Origin of the sequence: Pseudomonas sp. B21-053 (assembly GCF_026016365.1) — a bacterium.
In the GTDB taxonomy this organism is placed as follows: domain Bacteria; phylum Pseudomonadota; class Gammaproteobacteria; order Pseudomonadales; family Pseudomonadaceae; genus Aquipseudomonas; species Aquipseudomonas nunensis.
In genome coordinates, this window is sequence record NZ_CP087205.1 from 4,832,879 (window position 1) to 4,852,626 (window position 19,748).

The 19,748-nt window shown below is 58.7% G+C and carries 17 protein-coding genes; 11 read left to right on the forward strand and 6 right to left on the reverse strand.

The annotated features are described in order from the left end of the window. The first annotated feature begins 10 nt into the window (after positions 1-10). The 5 genes from LOY68_RS21650 to LOY68_RS21670 are packed head-to-tail and all read left to right on the forward strand — an operon-like array spanning position 11 to position 5,249. A complete protein-coding gene (locus tag LOY68_RS21650; protein ID WP_265039795.1) occupies positions 11-2,200 on the forward strand; it encodes a phospholipase D-like domain-containing protein in 2,190 nt (729 codons plus the stop codon). Then, complete coding sequence (locus LOY68_RS21655; RefSeq protein WP_265039797.1) at positions 2,181-3,092, forward strand: tetratricopeptide repeat protein; 912 nt, start codon at positions 2,181-2,183, stop codon at positions 3,090-3,092. The genes LOY68_RS21650 and LOY68_RS21655 overlap by 20 nt, the downstream gene beginning before the upstream one ends. Next, positions 3,019-4,041, forward strand: a complete 1,023-nt coding sequence (locus tag LOY68_RS21660) for a tetratricopeptide repeat protein (protein ID WP_265039798.1) — start codon at positions 3,019-3,021, stop codon at positions 4,039-4,041. The genes LOY68_RS21655 and LOY68_RS21660 overlap by 74 nt, the downstream gene beginning before the upstream one ends. Before the next feature lie 46 nt (positions 4,042-4,087). Beyond that, positions 4,088-4,990, forward strand: a complete 903-nt coding sequence (locus tag LOY68_RS21665) for a tetratricopeptide repeat protein (RefSeq protein ID WP_265039799.1) — start codon at positions 4,088-4,090, stop codon at positions 4,988-4,990. 43 nt (positions 4,991-5,033) lie between these two features. Beyond that, positions 5,034-5,249, forward strand: coding sequence for a hypothetical protein (locus LOY68_RS21670; protein WP_265039801.1), 216 nt, complete (start codon positions 5,034-5,036; stop codon positions 5,247-5,249). Positions 5,250-5,254: 5 nt separating this feature from the next. Here LOY68_RS21670 and LOY68_RS21675 read toward each other — a convergent pair whose 3' ends face one another. Further along, entirely contained in the window at positions 5,255-6,031 is a 777-nt protein-coding gene (locus tag LOY68_RS21675; protein ID WP_265039803.1) for an AraC family transcriptional regulator, read from the reverse strand. A gap of 92 nt (positions 6,032-6,123) precedes the next feature. Between LOY68_RS21675 and LOY68_RS21680 the strand changes: the two genes are divergently transcribed. Beyond that, complete coding sequence (locus LOY68_RS21680) at positions 6,124-6,375, forward strand: hypothetical protein (RefSeq protein WP_265039805.1); 252 nt, start codon at positions 6,124-6,126, stop codon at positions 6,373-6,375. A gap of 138 nt (positions 6,376-6,513) precedes the next feature. Next, complete coding sequence (locus LOY68_RS21685) at positions 6,514-7,665, forward strand: MFS transporter (RefSeq protein WP_265039807.1); 1,152 nt, start codon at positions 6,514-6,516, stop codon at positions 7,663-7,665. A gap of 254 nt (positions 7,666-7,919) precedes the next feature. Here LOY68_RS21685 and LOY68_RS21690 read toward each other — a convergent pair whose 3' ends face one another. The 4 genes from LOY68_RS21690 to LOY68_RS21705 all read right to left on the reverse strand — a co-directional run bounded on the left by LOY68_RS21690 (position 7,920) and on the right by LOY68_RS21705 (position 12,460). After that, positions 7,920-10,343: a TonB-dependent siderophore receptor gene (locus LOY68_RS21690; RefSeq protein ID WP_265039808.1), complete on the reverse strand. Its 2,424-nt coding sequence runs from the start codon at positions 10,341-10,343 to the stop codon at positions 7,920-7,922. Between the two features lie 97 nt (positions 10,344-10,440). After that, positions 10,441-11,415: a FecR family protein gene (locus LOY68_RS21695; protein WP_265039810.1), complete on the reverse strand. Its 975-nt coding sequence runs from the start codon at positions 11,413-11,415 to the stop codon at positions 10,441-10,443. A gap of 40 nt (positions 11,416-11,455) precedes the next feature. Next, entirely contained in the window at positions 11,456-11,956 is a 501-nt protein-coding gene (locus tag LOY68_RS21700) for a sigma-70 family RNA polymerase sigma factor (RefSeq protein WP_054617329.1), read from the reverse strand. A gap of 129 nt (positions 11,957-12,085) precedes the next feature. Then, positions 12,086-12,460: a c-type cytochrome gene (locus tag LOY68_RS21705; protein WP_265039813.1), complete on the reverse strand. Its 375-nt coding sequence runs from the start codon at positions 12,458-12,460 to the stop codon at positions 12,086-12,088. Positions 12,461-12,769: 309 nt separating this feature from the next. Between LOY68_RS21705 and LOY68_RS21710 the strand changes: the two genes are divergently transcribed. The 3 genes from LOY68_RS21710 to LOY68_RS21720 all read left to right on the forward strand — a co-directional run bounded on the left by LOY68_RS21710 (position 12,770) and on the right by LOY68_RS21720 (position 16,823). Next, a complete protein-coding gene (locus tag LOY68_RS21710; RefSeq protein WP_265039815.1) occupies positions 12,770-13,939 on the forward strand; it encodes an aromatic ring-hydroxylating oxygenase subunit alpha in 1,170 nt (389 codons plus the stop codon). A 148-nt stretch (positions 13,940-14,087) separates the two neighbouring features. Further along, positions 14,088-15,749 carry a choline dehydrogenase gene (locus LOY68_RS21715; RefSeq protein ID WP_265039816.1) on the forward strand — a complete coding sequence of 554 codons (1,662 nt, stop codon included), beginning with the start codon at positions 14,088-14,090 and terminating at the stop codon, positions 15,747-15,749. Positions 15,750-15,758: 9 nt separating this feature from the next. Beyond that, entirely contained in the window at positions 15,759-16,823 is a 1,065-nt protein-coding gene (locus LOY68_RS21720; RefSeq protein WP_265039818.1) for a GlxA family transcriptional regulator, read from the forward strand. Between the two features lie 299 nt (positions 16,824-17,122). Here the strand turns inward: LOY68_RS21720 and LOY68_RS21725 are convergent, their stop codons facing one another. Continuing rightward, positions 17,123-17,860, reverse strand: coding sequence for a class II aldolase and adducin N-terminal domain-containing protein (locus LOY68_RS21725; RefSeq protein WP_265039820.1), 738 nt, complete (start codon positions 17,858-17,860; stop codon positions 17,123-17,125). A gap of 203 nt (positions 17,861-18,063) precedes the next feature. Here LOY68_RS21725 and LOY68_RS21730 point away from each other — a divergent pair, with 203 nt between their 5' ends. After that, positions 18,064-19,542, forward strand: coding sequence for an aldehyde dehydrogenase family protein (locus LOY68_RS21730; RefSeq protein WP_265039822.1), 1,479 nt, complete (start codon positions 18,064-18,066; stop codon positions 19,540-19,542). Positions 19,543-19,748 lie beyond the last annotated feature (206 nt).

The following is a 19,748-nucleotide window of genomic DNA, read 5'->3' on the forward strand; positions in this document are numbered from 1 at the left end:
AAGCCATCGAATGACGACCGATTACAGTAAAGAAGTGATTCAGCTGACGCCGAAAGAGCACAAGTCCACCGCCTTGACCATGGACTGGTTCGCGGCCAAAGCGATGTACCCGCCGCGAGCCGGCATCAAGGTCACCCCGTTGATCAACGGTGACAAGGCGTTTGGTGCGGTTTACGACGCGATTCAATCGGCGCAGAAGAGCGTCGAGATCATCAGTTGGGGATTCGACCCGGCGATGCGTTTCAAACCGGGCGGTGATCGCATCGGCGAGCTGCTGGATGTTCGAGGTCGCCACGGCGTAAAGTCCCGTGTGCTGATCTGGAAGAACCCGCTGGCCAACTTTGTCGAAAACACCATTATCGGCGATGGTCTGGCGGGCTCGGGCGGGACGGCCATGGGCTCGGGCATGACCAAGGGCAGCGCCGGCTCCAACCGCACGCTCGAAGATCGCCAGCAACTGGAGTATCGCCGCACGATTCACCAACATGAATTGACCAAGCTTCGCGCCGGTCAAATCCCTGCCTACGGCACCAGCGGTTATCAATACGATAAGCGCGAAAAGGAGCTGCAGGACATTCTGAGCGATACCGAATCCCGGCTGAACAGCCAAGGCGCCTACAACAAACTCAGAGGCTCGGGCGCCCCGGGGTATTCACCTGATGATGAGGAATACACCCGGGAATGGTTCAATCGCCTCCACGATGGGCGAATGCAGAACGTCGAGTTTCGTACCCGTGACTTCTCCACCGAAATACCGCTGAACGCCATCATTCGCGGACCGCAGATGGCCAAGGAAAGAGGCCGCCTGGCGACCTTGTATCGGTTGATGAAAGACGAAGCGCCGGACACCCATTTTGCCCACATGCTGGGGCTGACCCTGTTCGCCAGTCACCACCAGAAGATGGTGTTGGTGGATTATGAAGACTCCGCGAACGCCATAGGTTTCGTCATGGGTCACAACATGCATCGCAACTACTGGGACACCAGCGCACACCTGTACCACGACAAAGCCGCACAACGCAGTCCGGGTTTCGGGCCGTGGCAAGATTTGTCCACCAAGGTACAAGGCCCGGTCCTGCACGACCTGAACCACAACTTCACCAGCGCCTGGGATCGAGAAACCTTCTGGGTCAAAAAATGGTTTGAAGACGGCATGCAGGCACAGCGTCAAGCCATCAAGCCGGACAACTTCAAAGCGGCCGGCTCGACCACGGCGCAGATATGCCGCACGCAACCGCAAGAAGCGGCGGAAACATCGATTCTGGAGCTTTACCACAAGGCTCTGGGAAACGTGCGCGACTATGTCTACTTTGAAAATCAGTACTTCCGCTACGCGCCATTCTCCCGCCAACTGCGTGAACTGTCGGCGGCCTACATGGCCAAAGGCCGAGACAAAGACTTGTATGTATTCGTGGTCACCAACAACCCGAATTCGAAGGATTTTTCCAGTACCACTTATTCGAGCCTGCAAGAGCTGGGGCAGGAACAACTGATGCCCGAGGCCCAGCGCAGCCTGACAGAAGACATGTTGCGTAAACGCAGTGAGCTGGCGTATCTCGAAGCTAATCCGCATAACGATCCCTACGTGCAGCGTGGCCAACTCAATCGCGCGGATGTGCTGAAACGAGAAATCACCGAACTGGAAAAAAAAGGCGTCACCCCCGAAGTGGAGGAACGCATGGGCGGCCTCAAGAAAAAAGACATCGCCGCACTCGGCAAACCGAAATCGGATGACGGCGAAGATACAAAACCCTATACCCTCAAGGATTTGCCAGGCATCAAAGTCGCCATCGCCACACTCACCGCCTGCACGCCAGAGCCTGGCGGCACGTTGGGTACAGGCGATCAGGCTTATTTTCGAGACATCTATGTGCACTCGAAATTGCTGGTGGTGGATGATGTTTTCAGCTTGCTGAGCTCAGCGAATATCAATACTCGCAGTATGCATACCGACTCGGAATTGGGCGTTGCGATGCCGGATCCGGAGTTGGCGAAGCAGTGGCGGGAGGAGTTGTGGGGGCTGCATGTGGGTGAGTCAATCAATGACAGCAAGGGACGGTGTGATGGACTAGAGAATTTCAATAAGTGGAATAAAGTGATGAATAAAAACTGGGAAAACAAAATCAAAAATGAGCCGTTGATAGCCCATCTAACGCGTTTTTGGGATGTGGAGACGCCTTATGCCAAAGCAATTGACTAAAACCATTTATTTTTGCGCCCTCATTCTTTCATTTTTGTTGAGCGGAGCTTCTGCCATGGCCTATCCAACGTTTACCTGTGCATATGAAAAAGATCATAACCCACCGTTGGATGCGGAAGCTGAGCGTTGGTTTCAACAGGCTCGCTCTTTAGAGAAAGTTCGCGGCGTCAAGGATTGGATAGCAATTGTTGATCTTTACGATAAAGCAATTGCTAAAGATCACTGGAAGGCAATGCACAATCTGGCGGCACTCTATCGCACCGGTTGGCCTGGACAACCGGGTGTCGAACAAGACACGGGTAAGATGCTCGAACTCTACGAGCGTATGGTGAAGTTAAAAGTGCCTCTGGGATATTACAACTGGGCGGTAGTCGCAGAAAATGGCCAAGGTGTGTTGAAGTCGGACAGGATGGCCAGCTCCTATATGTACCAGGCAGCACAACTAGGTAGCCCAATGGCACAAGTTAGATTGGGTCAATACTTTGCTTTTGGGCTCCCTAGAGATAAGCAGGATGACGATATGGCTGAGCGTTACTATCGATGCGCAGGAGCACAAGACAATCCCGACGCCATAGAAAAAACAGCAAGTTTTTATGATACCGCGAAGAAGAACAAACCCCGCGCTCTATTCTATTATCAACGTGCCGCATCGCTGGGTAGTTCCACGGGCTTAAGCTATCTCACTGGAGTATTTTCGGCTCAACCGGAGCCTGTTGATAATTTTGGGTATCAGCCAGATGAAAAACTCCATGAGTTTTATTCAGGTTTATGGAAACAGCTGCGGGCCGACCGTAATCTACGCTTCCCAAAACTCATGAGTGAACACCCACTCCCTCCTCACCCAAAACAAGGCTTTGACGCAGAACACCCAGACCGCAGGCCGGAAATATGACTTTCAGCGTCATTCAGTCATGACATATCGACAGCAGAAGAAGCTGTTTACTAGCGCTAAATCTGCAGCTTTATGCATCGCTCTTTTTTGCTCACTGGGCGGCACGCCAGCCATGGCCTATCCAATCTTTACCTGCGCCTATGAAAAAGATCACAACCCACCGCTGGATGCAGAAGCCGAAGGCTGGTTTCAACAGGCTCGCGTTCTGGAGAAGGTACGAGGGGTGAAAGATTGGGTCACCATTGTTGGCCTTTACGACAAAGCCATCGCTAAAGACCACTGGAAGGCCATGCACAACATGGCGGCGCTTTATCGTACGGGCTGGCCAGGGCAACCGGGTGTTGAGCAGAACACCGGCAAAATGCTCGATCTTTACGAACGCATGGTAAAGCTGAAAGTCCCATTGGGTTATTACGACTGGGCAGTAGTTGCGGAGCATGGACGGGGTATATTCAAGTCGGATCGTATGGCCAGTTCTTATATGTTTCAGGCAGCACAACTGGGCAGTCCATTGGCGCAGGTTCAAATCGGCCAATACTTTGCCTTTGCTCTGCCTAGGGATAAGCAGGACGATGACATGGCTGAGCGCTATTACCGATGTGCGGGCGCTCAAGACAATCCCGACGCCATAGAAAAAACAGCTAGCTTCTATGATACAGCGAAGAAAAACAAACCCCGGGCTCTATTCTATTATCAGCGTGCCGCAGAATTAGGTAGCACTATCTCACTACACAATCTACAAGGCGTATTTGCGGAACACCCGCAACCGATATATGCCTACGGCTACCAACCAGACGAGGCACTCTACAAGTTTTACGCTGATCTGCGAGAGAAACTTAAAGCCGACCCTAATGTACGCTTCCCTAACCTTATAAAAGAACACCCACTTCCCGCGCACCCTAAACAAGGCTTCGACGCCGAACACCCAGACCGCAGGCCGGAAATATGATTTTCAGTGCTATTAATTCATGACACATCGACACAGGATGCGACTGGTGGCCACCGCCAAATTTGCGGGTTTATGCATCGCTCTTTTTTGCTCACTGGGCGGCACGCCAGCCATGGCCTATCCAATATTTACCTGCGCTTATGAAAAAGATCACAACCCACCGCTGGATGCAGAGGCCGAAAACTGGTTTCAACAGGCTCGCGTTCTGGAGAAGGTACGAGGGGTGAAAGATTGGGTCACCATTGTTGGCCTTTACGACAAAGCCATCGCTAAAGACCACTGGAAGGCCATGCACAATATGGCGGCGCTTTATCGTACGGGCTGGCCAGGGCAACCGGGTGTTGAGCAGAACACCGGCAAAATGCTCGATCTTTACGAACGCATGGTAAAGCTGAAAGTCCCATTGGGTTATTACGACCGGGCAGTAGTTGCGGAGCATGGACGGGGTATATTCAAGTCGGATCGTATGGCCAGTTCCTATATGTTTCAGGCTGCGCAACTAGGAAGTCCACTGGCACAAGTTATTATCGGAAATCACTTTGCTTTCGGATTACCCCGAAATAAGCAAGATGACCGAAGGGCTGAACTCTACTTTCTGTGCGCCGGGGCTCAAGACTCGCCAAAAGCAATCGAAGAAACGGCCGCGTTCTATGAGATTGCTAAAAAAAACAAACCTCGAGCGTTATTCTATTATCAGCGAGCGGCGTCATTAGGTAGCACCACTGCACTGAGCAATCTAAAAGGAGCATTCGAGGACCAGCCTGAACCTATGTATAACTTTGGATACCAGCCAGACCCTAAGCTTCATGAGTTTTACTCAGACTTATGGGAACAATTAGACGCAAACCCTAATCTACGCTTCCCCAACCTCATGAAAGACCACCCTCTCCCACCCCATCCCGAACAAGGTTTCGACGCCGAACACCCGGACCGTCGCCCAGAGCTATAACCCCAATTCCCACGGAAGTCCCACTAACTAAAGGAGCTACACCATGCGTAAAACCCTCGCCATTCTCGCCGCTATCCTCCTGGCCATTTCACTCTTCAGCGCATTGATCGGATTAGGCGGTGTCGCCGGTGCAGCGTCCGGGGCCGGGAAGGTTTCCGGTGACGTGGATGTCGCGTTCATGGCGGCCAAAGTGTTGTTTTTCTTGAGCCTGGCCGGTGGCGTTATTGCGATTTGCTGGCCTAAAGACAATGCCGAGTAAGCCCTTCAAGGCTCAATAAAATACCGCCCCGGCGTCACCCCAAACGTGCGCCGGAACATCGCAATAAACGCACTAACGTTTTCATACCCAAGTTCCAGCGCAATCGTCGTCACCGCCGCCCCTGCCGCCAACAACTCCAGCGCCCGCAACAATCGCGCGCGCTGGCGCCATTGGCTGAAGGTGAAGCCGGTTTCGCTGACGAAGCGCCGGGCCAGGGTGCGGGCCGACACGCCGCCCCACTGCGCCCATTGTTCCAGCGAGCGGTTGTCGGCCAGGTCATCGGCCAACGCTTGAGTGATCCGGCGCAACCGCGGATCGCGGGGCAGCGGCAGGCCGAAAGGCTCGCTGGGCAGTGCGGCAATTTCATCGAGAATCAGTTGGGCGACGCGTTGCTGTCGTGGGTCTCGTGCGCCGTCGCCCCAGGTCGCGGCGCGGTCCACTGCTTCCCGGAGCAGGCCCGAGGTGGCGATGATGCTCGGCTGATCCGGTAACCCGACACAATCCGCCTTCGCCACATAGACGCTCCAGCCATGGAACGGGCTATGCGAGCGCAAACCATGCAGGCAGTCCGGCGGAATCCACACCGCGTGGGTGGCCGGCACCACCCAATGATGGTCTGCCGCCTCCACCGACAACAACCCGCGCCGCGCGCCCAGCAATTGGCCGCGAGCATGCTGGTGCAAGGCGCTTTGGCGCTCGACGGGGCTATCCAGTGTGACAGCAATCACCGGCGCCGCTGTGGAGGATTGCGCCAGCTCTGTGGATATCAGCGGTTTAGTCATTGGCAGTTTCACGTTATCGAATGACCCGGATAAGGCAGTTTAGCCATGATCGACGCTTTAGGCTGAGCACTCATTCAACAGGAGTCACCGTTATGCGCGCCGAAGACTTGCTTTCCGACCACCTCGACCAAGGCCAATTCAATGGCATCACCGTGCGCAAAGGCACGGTCGGGGCTTTTCTGATCAATGCGCGAGTGTTGGCCGATCCACACAGCAACGACGACCAACAACGGTCGGCCGAGCAGGACATTATCGAGGCGTTGCCGGCGCTGCGGGCGCTGGGTCTGTTCGAGATTCTGCAAGTGCGCGGCGAACGTCTGCGCGAATTGTGCGAACGCCACTGAGCACCCACGCTCGCGATTAGGGGGCGTGCTGTGCAAGGATGTCGGCCTGCCTCACCGCGAACCGCTGCGGACGCTGATCGAACCTGACCGGTAAGTCACTGTCCCTTGGGTACGCGACGTTTTTTGCCAAGGATCGATATGACCAACCTCAACACCTCCGCCACTTTTGTTCCCGGCCGCCTGGAACAGATGTCCACTCGCATCGCCTTTTTTATCGCCGGCCTCGGTATCGCTGCTTGGGCGCCGCTGGTGCCGTACGCCAAGGCGCGAGCCGGGCTGGATGAAGGGACCCTCGGTTTGCTGCTGTTGTGCCTGGGGGTCGGCTCGATTCTGGCGATGCCGATTGCGGGGCTCCTGGCCACGCGTTTTGGCTGTCGTCGCGTGGTGAGCGCCGGGGTGTTGTTGATCTGCGCGGCGCTGCCGTTGTTGGCGACGGTCTCGTCGATTCCAGCGTTGATCGCGACGCTGTTCATGTTTGGCGCGGGGCTGGGCACGGTGGACTCGACGGTGAACTTGCAAGCGGTGATCGTCGAACGGGCCAGCGGCAAGACCATGATGTCGGGCTTCCATGGCTTGTTCAGCCTGGGCGGGATCGTCGGTGCGGCGGGTGTCAGCGCCCTGCTCGGCCTGGGGGTTTCTCCGCTCGGCGCGATGCTGGTGGTCGTGGTGGTGCTGGTCGCTGCGTTGCTGAAAGCCGTGCCGCATCTGTTGCCTTACGGCAGTGAAAAGTCCGGGCCAGCGTTTGCCGTGCCCCATGGCATCGTGCTGTTTATCGGCATGATGTGCTTCATCGTGTTCCTCACCGAAGGCGCGGCGCTCGACTGGAGCGCGGTGTTCCTGGTGTCCGAGCGTGGGATCGACACGGCCTATGCGGGGATGGGTTATGCGGCGTTTGCGCTGACCATGACCGCCGGGCGTTTGACCGGGGATGCCATTGTGCGGCGCCTGGGCGCGACGAAAGTGATGGTGTTTGGTGGGCTGACGGGCGCAGTCGGCCTGACGCTGGCGACCTTCGCCCCTAGCTGGGAATTGGCGCTGGTGGGTTATGCGCTGGTCGGGGCCGGTTGCTCGAACATCGTGCCGGTGCTGTACACCGCCGTGGGCAAACAGACTGTCATGCCGGAAAGTATCGCCGTGCCGGCCATCACCACCCTCGGTTACGCAGGGATCCTCGCCGGGCCTGCACTGATCGGGTTCGTCGCCCATGCCAGCAGCTTGAGTTTTGCATTCGGGTTGATGGCGGTGTTGCTGGTGGCCGTGGCCATTGGCGGGAAAGTGTTGAAAGTCTGAACAGCTTCGCGAGCAGGCTTGCTCCCACAAGGGGATCTCCAGTGAACACAGAGTTTGTGTATGACTGAGATCCAATGTGGGAGCGGGCTTGCTCGCGAAAGCGGTGGGTCAGGCAACAGCTTTATCGGCTGTGAAGCCCTCTTCGCGAGCAAGCTCGCTCCCACAAGGGGATCTCCAGTGAACACAGGATTTGTGTACGGCAGAGATCCGAATGTGGGAGCGAGCCTGCTCGCGAATGATGTCACCCCGGTCTATCAGAACCCGACGCTGGCCTGCACAAAGAATGTGCGCGGTGCGCCGACGTAGATGCCGGAGTTGTTGTCGCTGGAGCGGGTGAAATATTGGTGGTCGAACACGTTTTTCACCCCGGCGCCGAGTTTCAGGTTCGACAGTTGTGAACCGAAGTCATAACCGCCGCGCACGTTCCAGGTCACGTAGCCCGGCATGTTGCCGTACTGCCCGTCAGCGCTGCCTTCGGTGATGTAGTTGCCGGTGAAGCTGCCGTCAGCGTTCACCCCGGTGCCCGGCGAGCGCTGCTTGGACTGGGCGAAACCGTCGATGTTGTAGGTCCAGCGATTGACGTCATAACGCAGGCCAACAGTCGCCACCTGACGAGAATAGAACGGCAGGTCACGGCCCTTGAAGCCCGGGATCTCGCCCTCATAGGTGGCGCGGGTATAGGTGAAACCGGCGTTGGCGGTCAGGCCGTCGAGCCGTGGATCGAGCGCCGACATGTCGTAATGCACCGACGCTTCCAGGCCCTGGTGCTTGGTCGCGCCAAGGTTAGTCCAGCCCACGTCGTTGCTGATGTATTGCAGTTCGTCATCGAAGTCGATGTAGAACAGCGTCACTTCCCCGCCCCACACGTCATCGTTGTAGCGCGTGCCGACCTCGTAGGTCTTGGCCTTTTCCGGGCTCAAACCGTTGGCGGTGCTGTCACCCGAACCGCCCTGGCCGAGCTGGAAATATTGCAAGCTGCCGAACGAAGTTTCGTAGTTGGCAAACAGCTTCCAGGCGTCGGACAAGTGATACATCACGCTCAGCGCCGGCAACGGCTCGTTGCTTTCGATGCTGCGGTTTTTCTCTGGAACGCGTTTGCCAGCGGTGTCGAGAACGGCGCGGTCGTGCCAGTCAGTGCTGATGTGCTCGAAGCGAATCCCCGGGGTAATGGTCCAGTTGCCGACGTCGATTTTGTTATCGAGGTACACCGAGTTCGCCTCGGTGCCACCGGTGCGATCCTGGAACACATGACCATCGGATGTCGGGGTGATCACCGGTTGGTTGTTCACCAATGCCACGCGGCTCGACTGCTCGTGCATCGCTTCCTTGAGGTAGCGATAACCGACGCTGACTTCCTGGGTGGTCGGGCCGACATCAAACACATGGGACACCCGCGGCTCGACGCCCAGGGTGTAATAGGAACGCGGATAAGAGCTGAGGGTTTTCTGGTCGCGGGCGGCGATGTTGCTGCCACGGAAACTGTCGGTGTAATAAGTCAGCACTTCGGCCTGGGTGCGATCGTCGATCTGCCGCGCCCACTTGAAAGACACGTCTTTACGGCGGCCAGTGAAGTTGTCGTAGTCGCGCACGGACTGAAATGGACTGGCGTCATACTGCTTCTGGGTCAGGCCGCCGGGCATGTCGGCACTGGCGTCGTAGTAGTGGAAATTCAGACTGAAGTCGTCAACATCGGTGGGCGCCCAGTGAGTCTTGAGGATCACGTCGTCGATGTCATTGCCGTTGTTGCTTTCGCGGTAACCGTTGCCGTTCACCCCGGTGTACAACAGCGCGACGCCCATGCCGTTGTCCGCCGTGCCGCCGACAAACGCGGTGTCGATATGCTTCCAGCCACCGTGCTGGGAAGTTTCCAGGGTGGTGCCGATTTCACCGGTGGCTTTTTCCGGAATGGCGCGGGTGACGAAGTTGATCACCCCGCCGACGTTCTGTGGCCCATAACGCACGGAGCCGGCGCCACGCACCACGTCGATGCTGTCGAGGTTGCCCGAGGAAATCGGTGCCATCGACAGTTGCGGTTGGCCGTAAGGGGCGAACGCAGCCGGTACGCCGTCGATCAACACCGTGGAGCGCGGCGACAGGCGCGAGGTCAAGCCACGGACACCGACGTTCAGGGCGATGTCGCTGCCGCCGGTGCCGTTGGCATCCTGCACTTGCACGCCGGGGACACGACGCAGCACGTCGCCGACGTTCATCGCGCCTTGCTCGATCATCGCTTCGCGGCGGATCACCGTGCGCGCGCCAGGGTGGTTCTGCACCACGGCGGCATCGGCGTCACCGAGCCAGTCGCCAACCACCTTGATATCGGTCACGCCCAGTTCCAGCGGGCCGTTGGACGCGGCGGTCGGCGCCGGTGTCAGGGTCACCGAGCCTTCATCGATCTGATATTCCAGGCCACTGCCTTGCAACAATTGGCGCAAGGCCTGCTCCGGGGACAGGTTGCCGTCCACCGCCGGGGCTTGTTTGCCGGCGACCAGATCCGGACTGAAAAAAACCTGCAACGAGGTTTGCTGACCGAGCTGGCTCAAGGCCTGGCCCAGCGGCTGCGCCTGGATGTGAATGGTATCGGCGGCGAACGCCTGAGGCAGCGCTGCGCTGACAGCCAATGCCAGCGCGAGCGGCAGCCAAGGTGATTTGTTGTTTTTAGCGGTGGTTTTTTTCACGTCGAACGTTGTCCTGTGGATCGCAAGAATACGCGGCTGTTAATGCAAACCAGTTGCAGTTGGACAAGAAGACGAAGAACTCGAAAAAAACCTGAATCTATCGCGCAATTATTTCCTGACTGCCATCAGGAAGCGTGCGCACGGCCACCGGAAGAATGCTCGGCAAGGCCTTGAGCAGCGCATCGGTGTTGTCGGATTTGAACACGCTGGTCAGGCGCAGATTGCCCACTTTGTCATTGCCGACCGTGAGCGGCTTCTCGCGATAGCGCGACACTTCGGCGGCGACTTCGGCGAGGCTGGCGTTGTTGAACACCAGTTTGCCGCTGCGCCACGCGGTCAGTTCCTGCGGGTTGACCGCGTAGGCGGCGGCCACTTTGCCTTGGGCATCGATCTGCGTACCGAGGCCAGCGGTGAGGTTGATGAAATCGGTGCCGTAGCCCTGAACCTTGACCGTGCCCTGCTCCACCGCGACCCTGGTTTGGGCCGGGTCCCGGCGCACATCGAAGCGGGTACCGGTGACCGTGACCTGGCCGTTGCCGGTCTCGACCACGAATGGCCGGCTGGTGTCGTGCTCGACGCTGAACATCGCCTCGCCTTCCGTCAGCTCGATGCCGCGACGATTCTTTTCAAAGCGCACCTGCACCCGGCTGCGACTGTTGAGGTCGATCACCGAACCGTCCGGCAACGCCACATGCTGGCGCTCGCCCAGGGCCGTGGAAAATTCTGCAGTGTAGGTCGACGGGTGATTCAAACCGCTGAACAAGCCAAGGCCCAGCGCCACCGCCAACACACTGGCGGCCACGGCATAACGCACCAGCGGACGTCGCTTGCGGCGCTCCACCGGGGCTTCGCACAAGGCTTGCAGACGCTTGGCGGGCAGCAGATCCGCCGCCGTCCACAAGCCCTGGAGCAATTGAAATTCGTCGCGGTGCTGCGGATGTTCATGCAGCCAGACTTCGAAACGCCGATGTTCTTCGACGTCCACGGCCGGCTCCTGCAAACGCACAAACCACCGTGCCGCCTCGTCGCGAACCGCTGTTTGCCCGCACGCGCAATCACGAGTATCCATCATGGAAATTCCTGTTTGGCCGGGGATGAAAAGGCGCGGCCGATCATGGCTGCAATCCGTCGAGACGATCACGCAAGTGCCGCAGGGTGCGGATCATATACTTTTCCACCATGTTCTTGGACAGCCCCAACCGCTCGGCAATTTCTGCCTGGGTCAGGCCTTCGATCTTCTGCCAGACAAACACCTTGCGGCAGTTGATCGGCAGCTCGGTGAGCGCCCGTTCAATGGAGTCGGCCAACTGGATCGCATGCATGAAATGCTCCGGGTCGCCGGACGACGACACACTGTGATCAATCGCCTCGGACTCCATGGCGCCCCGCCGATCCTCACGCCGATAGCCATCCACCGCAATGTTGCGCGCGGTCTGGTGCAAATACGCCCGAGGCTGCTCCACCGCCGCCGAATCCGACTCAAGCACCCGCACGAAAGTGTCATGGGCCAAGTCCTCGGCCTGCTGACGATTTCTCAGGCGACGGGTCCAGGTGCCGATCAACTCTTCGTAATGCTCGAAAAAGCCGTGGGTGCGGGGCAGCTTGGGGGTCATTGCGGTGTGCTGTGGGGAGGAGGCGTGAATAGTAATGCTTCCTATTAAGCCCGGCAAATCATTCCTCAGTAGCCTGATGAACGTAGGTTTTCAAAGAGGATTTCAGTGCCCGCCCCTCATCTGAGGTCATCATTTTTTCGAAATCACACCACTCATGTATTGATGTAGATCGCGCAGGTCATCAACGCTCCAAGCGTGCGGCGGTATCTTTACCCCATTCTCTCGCAATGTTTTTGGAATCAGGTTTCCATTTGGGCGGAGTATTACCGATGACACAATGACGCCCGGATAGTCAGTTAGCCGTTTCTTGAATGCGGGGGTCGTAAGATCAGGTGTTGGTGGATTGCTTTTATCAGCCAACGGCCCGGTTCCTTTGATATCGGCTCCGTGGCACACGGAACATCTCTGCAAATAGAGATTTTTCCCGTTGAGGGTGTCAGCAAAGGACAGTGATGTTTGAGCTAATAATAAAAATCCTGGTAAAGCGACGAACAATATCTTCATTTCCATATGACCTTGTTGGATAGATTAAATCTGAATCAAGGGTGAATCTGGGAAGTGCCGCTGCAACACGCCATTCTGGCGATTTTGCGCCACGCTCCGCGAGTTACTTAATGTGCCATTATGGGTTTCAGTCGACTTTCTTGAAGGGGCGACGCTTTGTTCCTCATCGCGGCGCACCGTTCCTCCACCCTTGATCATTCCCCCACCCAACTCGTCGCAATCCATCAATCCCCACCCTGCCCCGCGCCCTAGATTAACTCCCAGAACAAGCAGCCGTGCCGTACGGCCAGTCCCTGTGGAGATCACCCCATGCAAAATTTCCAGACCCGCAAACAGCAAAGCCCCGTCGAGGGTTGGGATCATCAGGAACCGGAAGAAGCCTTCACCCTGCCCTCTCGTTATTTCTTCGACGAGACGTTGTTCAAGGCTGAGCGCGACAATATTTTCATGCACGCCTGGCACGTGGCCGGGCATGTCAGTGAGTTCGCCGAGCCAGGTCAGTATGTGGTGACGGATCTGTTTGATCAGAGTGTGGTGGTGGCGAGAAATCGGCAGGGCCAGATTCATGGGTTCCACAACGTTTGCCAGCATCGCGGCAATCGGCTGCTGGAAGAACGGCGCGGCACAACGGGCGGCGTGGTGCGTTGTGCTTATCACTCGTGGTGCTACGAAATGGACGGCACCCTGCGCGGTGCGCCGCGTTGCGAGAAGATGAAGAACTTCGAGTTGCAGCAGTTCAATATTCCGCAGGTGCGCACCGAAGAGTTGGGCGGGTTTATCTACTTCAATCTGGATCCGGCAGCGCCGTCGTTGCGCGATTTGTTTCCCGGTGCCGATGAGGAAATGCGTCGGGTATTTCCGAACCTGGCGAACATGCGCCTGATCGAGGAACAGGACGTGATCGTGCCGGCCAACTGGAAGGTGATCATGGACAACTCCATTGAGGGTTATCACTTCAAGTTGTCCGGGCCGTGCCATATCGACCTGGCCAAGTTGATCGACTTCAAGGGCTACCAGTTGACCAAACGCGACAACTGGTGGACCTACATCGCCCCGGCCAACCTCTCGGTGACCGAAGCTTACGGCGTGCCGTTGAAGCCCGAAGTGAACCCGGATGAATGCTTCTTCAACATCGGCATGTGGCCGAACAACACGTTCTACACCTTTCCGTTTTCGGAGTTTCTGGGCTCTTTCATCATGATCCCGCTGGACGCCGAGCGGTCTTTGCTGCGCTTTGGTTACTACTCCAACAATGGCGAAACGGCGGCGGTCAGCGCGTCGTGCATGAAGTGGATGAATGAGGACCTGGGGCCGGAGGACATTGCGCTGAACATCTCGGTGCAGAAAGGCCTGCACTCGCTGGGTTACGACCAGGGTCGCTACATGATCGACGCCCAGCGCAGTAATGAGAGTGAGCATTTGGTGCATCACTTTCACAAGCTGGTGTTTAGCGGGATTCATGGGTCCGGTGCAATCTGAACCAAACACAGTCCATGTGGGAGCGGGCTTGCTCGCGAAGGCGGTGTGTCAGGCAACACAACTGTCGGCTGACACACCGCTTTCGCGAGCAAGCCCGCTCCCACAGGGCTTAGTGTCGAGAATTTTCGTTAATGGAGCACAACAAACCATGGCCAATCATGAGTTTGATTACCTGATCGTGGGCGCAGGCTCGGCGGGTTGCGTGTTGGCCAATCGCTTGAGCGAGGATTCCAACGTGCGGATTCTGGTGCTGGAAGCCGGGCCGGCGGACAAGAGCTGGACCATCGACATGCCCTCCGCCGTCGGCATCGTGGTCGGCGGCACGCGCTACAACTGGAGCTACAGCTCCGAGCCGGAACCGTATCTGGACGGTCGCCGGATCGGCACACCGCGAGGCCGGACCCTGGGCGGTTCGTCGTCGATCAACGGCATGGTCTACGTCCGTGGCCATGCCCGGGATTACGACGGCTGGGCCGAACAAGGTTGCGACGGCTGGAGTTACCAGGAAGTGCTGCCGTACTTCAAACGGGCGCAAACCCATGCCGACGGCGCCGATGATTACCGGGGAGCGAGCGGGCATTTGCACGTCACCCCTGGCGATACACAAACAACATTGTGCGCGGCGTTTCTGGCGGCGGGCGCCGAAGCCGGGTACGGCTTGAGCAGCGATTTGAATGGCTATCGCCAGGAAGCGTTCGGGCCGGTGGATCGCACCACTCGCAACGGACGGCGCTGGAGCACTTCGCGGGGTTATCTGAGCGAAGCCTTGGCGCGCGGAAACGTTCAAGTATCTACGGACGCCTTGGCGCTGCGCATTCTGTTCGATGGCCAACGCGCTATCGGGATCGAGTACGAGCAGAACGGCGAGACCCATCAAGCGTTCGCCCGCCGCGAGGTGTTGCTCACCGCCGGAGCGATCAATTCGCCGCAGCTGTTGTTGCTGTCGGGTATTGGTCCGGCGGCGGAATTGCGCGACCTCGGCATTCGCGTGGTCCACGACCTGCCCGGCGTCGGCAAACGGCTCAACGATCACCCGGACACGGTCGTGCAATACCTGTGCAAAAAACCGGTGTCGCTGTATCCGTGGACCACCGCGCCGGGCAAGTGGTGGATCGGCGCTCGCTGGTTCGTCACCCATGACGGACTCGCGGCGAGCAATCATTTCGAGGCCGGCGCGTTCATCCGCTCGCGCGCCGGGGTCGAACATCCCGACCTGCAACTGACCTTCATGCCGCTGGCGGTGCAACCGGGTAGTGTCGATCTGGTGCCGGGCCACGCGTTCCAGATCCACATTGACCTGATGCGTCCCACCAGCCTGGGCAGCGTCACCCTCAACAGCGCCGACCCTCGACAACCGCCGCGCATCCTGTTCAATTACCTCAAAACCGAGCAGGATCGAGCCGACATGCGCGCCGGCGCACGCCTGGTGCGCGAAATCATCGAGCAACCGGCCATGGCCGCGTTCAAAGGTGAAGAGTTGGTGCCCGGCCCGCAGGCCCAGAGCGACGAAGCGCTGGACGCCTGGGCCAGGCAGGTCACGGAAACCGGCTACCATGCCAGCGGCACGTGCAAGATGGGCCCGGTGGGCGATCCGCAAGCGGTGGTCGATCCGCAATTGCGCGTACACGGCCTCGAAGGATTGCGAGTGGTAGATGCCTCGATCATGCCGGTGATCGTCAGCGGCAACACCAACGCGCCGACGGTGATGATCGCGGAAAAGGCCAGCGACCTGATCCGTGGCCTACCAGCGCTGGCAACGGTTGATGTACCGGTCTGGATTCATCCGCAGTGGCAGACTCGACAACGATAGAGATCGCTCATGACTGATCAGTCGTCCAATAGCACTGAAAGCCGCTTCACCTGGCGGCGCGGCGATGTCGCGCCGTTGCGGGTCGCGGTGTTGTTGCTGCCGTCGTTTTCCAACTTTGGCCTGGCGGCGGTGCTGGAGCCGTTGGCGATTGCCAATTGGCTGACCCAGCGCCAGATATTCGAATGGTCACTGTTGTCCCTGGACGGCGAACCGGTGCAGGCCAGCAATGGCCTGACCAGCGTGGCCAGCGACGGTCTGCGCGCTGATCAGGGTTTTGATGTGTGCCTGGTGATCGCCAGTTTCGATGTGCACAAACACAGCCGCAACCTGGCGCTCAAGAGTTGGCTGCGCAAACAGGCATTGTTCGGCGCGGTGCTGATGGGCGTGGAAACCGGCACCGAATTGCTCGCCGCTGCCGGCGTGCTGGACGGCTATGAGGCGGCGGTGCACTGGGACAATCTGCAAGGGTTTCAGGAAAGTTATCCGCGGGTCCACGCCAAGCCGCAGCTCTACACCCTGGAACGCCAGCGCATGACGTGCGCCGGCGCCACCACGACTCTGGACATGTTGCTCGGCTGGATCGCTCAAAGCGTCGACAGCGACCTGTCCCGGGAAATCGCCATGCATTTGTTGATGGGGCATGTGCGCGCGCCGGCCGACAATCAACTCGACGGCGGCCTGACCAACACCGGGATGTACGGCAGCAAGATTCGCCGGGCGGTGCAGTTGATGGAAAAAGCCTTGGAAGAACCGCTGGATTGCGAAGCGATTGCCAGTCAGGTCGGGCTGTCGCGGCGGCAGCTGGAGCGGCAGTTCAAGCATCAAACCGGCCTGTCGCCGCTCAAGTACTACATCACCTTGCGCCTGGCCAAGGCCCACAGTTTGCTGCAACAAACACGACTGAGCGTGGCCCAGGTGGCGGCGTGCTCAGGCTTCGGTTCGCTGGAGCATTTCTCCCGCACCTACCGCGCCCGCTTCGGCTGCCCGCCCAGCGAAGATCGCAGCCAGCTCTTTACCGCCCCGGTGATGCGCCAGCCCTTGAGCAAGGAACGGCGCCCCGCCGAGGCGGACTGATTCACAGCCGATCCCCCCACTGTCATAGCAGCTCGTTCGGTTTTGTAGCAGCTGCCGAGGTACGAGGCTGCGTCCGGTTTTGTAGCAGCTGCCGAGGTACGAGGCTGCGTCCGGTTTTGTAGCAGCTGCCGAGGTACGAGGCTGCGTTCGGCTGCGAAGCAGTCGTGAAGTCGAGCGATGCGGTGTATCAGTAAAACCGCGTGCCCTGGTTTTACGACTGCTTCGCAGCCGAACGCAGCCTCGTACCTCGGCAGCTGCTACAAGCCGAACGTAAGCATCGGCAGCTGCTACAGATCGTGTCACGGCCTGATTAACCGATAGTCAGGCTCTTCCTCATCCAGAATCTCCATCAATGCGTTGAAATGCTTGTCGGCAAAACCTGGGTAATCCAGCCATTGCCGGCAGGTCTTGCGTGCGATTTCGTCGCTGGCGATGCGCAACTCGCGGCCGGTGGAGAGCGCGGTGATGTAGATCTCGCAGGCGCGTTCGAAGTAGTACAAATCATCGAAGGCCTGGGCGATGCTCGGCGCCGCTACCAGCAAGCCGTGGTTGCCCATCAACATGATCGGTTTGTCGCCGAGCAAGTGACTGACCCGCTCCGCCTCCTCGCCCAAGCCCATGCCGTCGAAACCTTCGTCTATCGCTACACGCTCGAAAAACCGCATCGAGTTTTGCTCAATTGGTGGCAGCCGCGAATCCGTCAGGCACGCCAGCGCCGTCGCGTATTTGGAGTGGGTGTGCAGGATGCAACGGGCGTGGGGCTGGTTGCGGTGGATCGCACTGTGCAAGGCCCACGCAGTGATGTCCGGCGCGTCCGGGCGGTCGAGGCTGGCCGGGTCGTCGGCGTTGACCAGCAGCAAGTCACAGGCCTTGATCCGCGAGAAATGCTTGCCGTACGGGTTGATCAAAAACTCCCGGCCGTCCCCCGACACCGCGACGCTGAAGTGATTGGCGATGGACTCGTGCAGGTTCAGCCGCGCCGCCCAGCGAAAGGCGCAGGCCAGGCGGATTCTCAGTTGCTCGACAGGTGGATTCATCGTGTGCCCTCAGCGTGATCGGTCGGCTTTCCGGCAGTGTAGATAGACGCCGCTGCGGCACTTGATGGGAAACGACATGGGCTGCCGTTATTTCGCGGCGTGGCCACCGTGGGAAAACGGCATGGTTATGCCGTGTTTGATCAAGAGCACCGTTGCTGCCCCCGCCATAGTGAGCGTCACGACCCACTTGGCTGGAGACATCGATGGTGCAGATTCCGTTGTTCATTGCAGGTGTTTGGCAGGCGCCGCAGCAGGCGCGATATCGCGATGTGATCAACCCCGCGAACGAGGACGTGCTGGCGCAGGTGGCCGTGGCCGGAGCGGTCGATGCGCGGTTGGCGATCAGCGCTGCACGCCAGGCTTTTGATGAGGGACCTTGGCCGACGATGCCGGTCACCGAGCGCGCGGAACTGATGCAGCGGATCGCCGGGCTAATCGAAAAGGATGCCGAGCATCTGGCGCGTCTGGAGACTTTGAACGCCGGCAAAACCCTGGGCGAAAGCCTCGGTGACGTCGGCAATGTGGTCGCCACGTTTCGCTTCTACGCCGCCCTGCTGGAAACCGAAAGCGCCAGCGTCAACAGCCACGCGCCGACGCATGTCATCAGCTTCAACCAGCGTGAACCGGTGGGTGTTTGCGCGTTGATCGCGCCGTGGAATTATCCGCTGCTGCAAGCGGTGTGGAAGATCGCCCCGGCCCTTGCCGCCGGCAACACCGTGGTGTTCAAACCCAGCAGCCTGACGCCAATGACCGCTCACCGCTTGACCGAATTGCTCGCTGAAGCAGGGTTGCCGAGCGGCGTGTTTAACCTTCTTTGCGGTCCCGGCGAAGTCGGTGAATTGCTTGCCGCCAGTGATGACGTGGACCTTGTGTCGCTGACTGGTGGTGCCGGGGCCGGCGGCAAGGTGATGCGCGCAGCCAGTGGCAACTTCAAGCGTGTGGCGCTGGAGTTGGGCGGCAAGAATCCCAACATCGTGTTCGCCGATGCGGACTTCGAAGTGGCGCTGGATCAGGCGTTGAACGCGGTGTTCTTCAACGCCGGGCAGATTTGCTCCGCCGGGTCTCGCTTGCTGGTGGAGGACGGGATTCATGATCGATTTGTCGAGGCGTTGCAGCAGCGGATTCTGAAGATTCGACTCGGTGACGGTCTCGATCCGTTGACGCAAATGGGCCCGCTGATTTCCGCCAATCAGCGCGATCTGATCCTGACGATGATTGCCGGCGCGGTCGAACAAGGCGCGACTTTGTTGGCGGGCGGCACAGTTCCCGAACAGTTCAACAGCGGTTTCTGGCTGCGCCCGACCTTGCTCGGCAACGTGCACGCTGGCATGCGCATCGCTCGGGAGGAAATCTTCGGCCCGGTGATTACCGTCGAGCGTTTCAGCGGCGAAGCCCAGGCGCTGCGACTGGCCAACGACACGCCCTATGGCCTGGCCGCCGGGGTCTGGACCAAGGATTTGGGCAAAGCCTATCGCATGGCCAAGCGGCTGCGAGTCGGCACCTTGTGGATCAACGACTACAACGCCGCATTTCCCCAGGCGCCGTGGGGTGGCTTCAAGTCCAGCGGGATCGGGCGCGAACTGTCCCGCGCCGGGCTCGATGAGTTTACTGAGCTCAAGCACATCTACCTCAACACCGAGCCGGCACCGTTGAACTGGTTTGGGGTTGATCAGCCGGGCTGAGATCACAAGGCCAGTCAGCTAAGGATTGAACACTGCAGCACCTGTGGGAGCGAGCCTGCTCGCGATAGCGGCGTGTCAGGCAACATTTTTGTAGGCTGAATGACCGCTTTCGCGAGCAGGCTCGCTCCCACAGGGTTCACTTCTGATGGAATTTTCCGGGACTTACATTGCTTAAACAGACCACCTGACGACCGGCAGTAAAAATC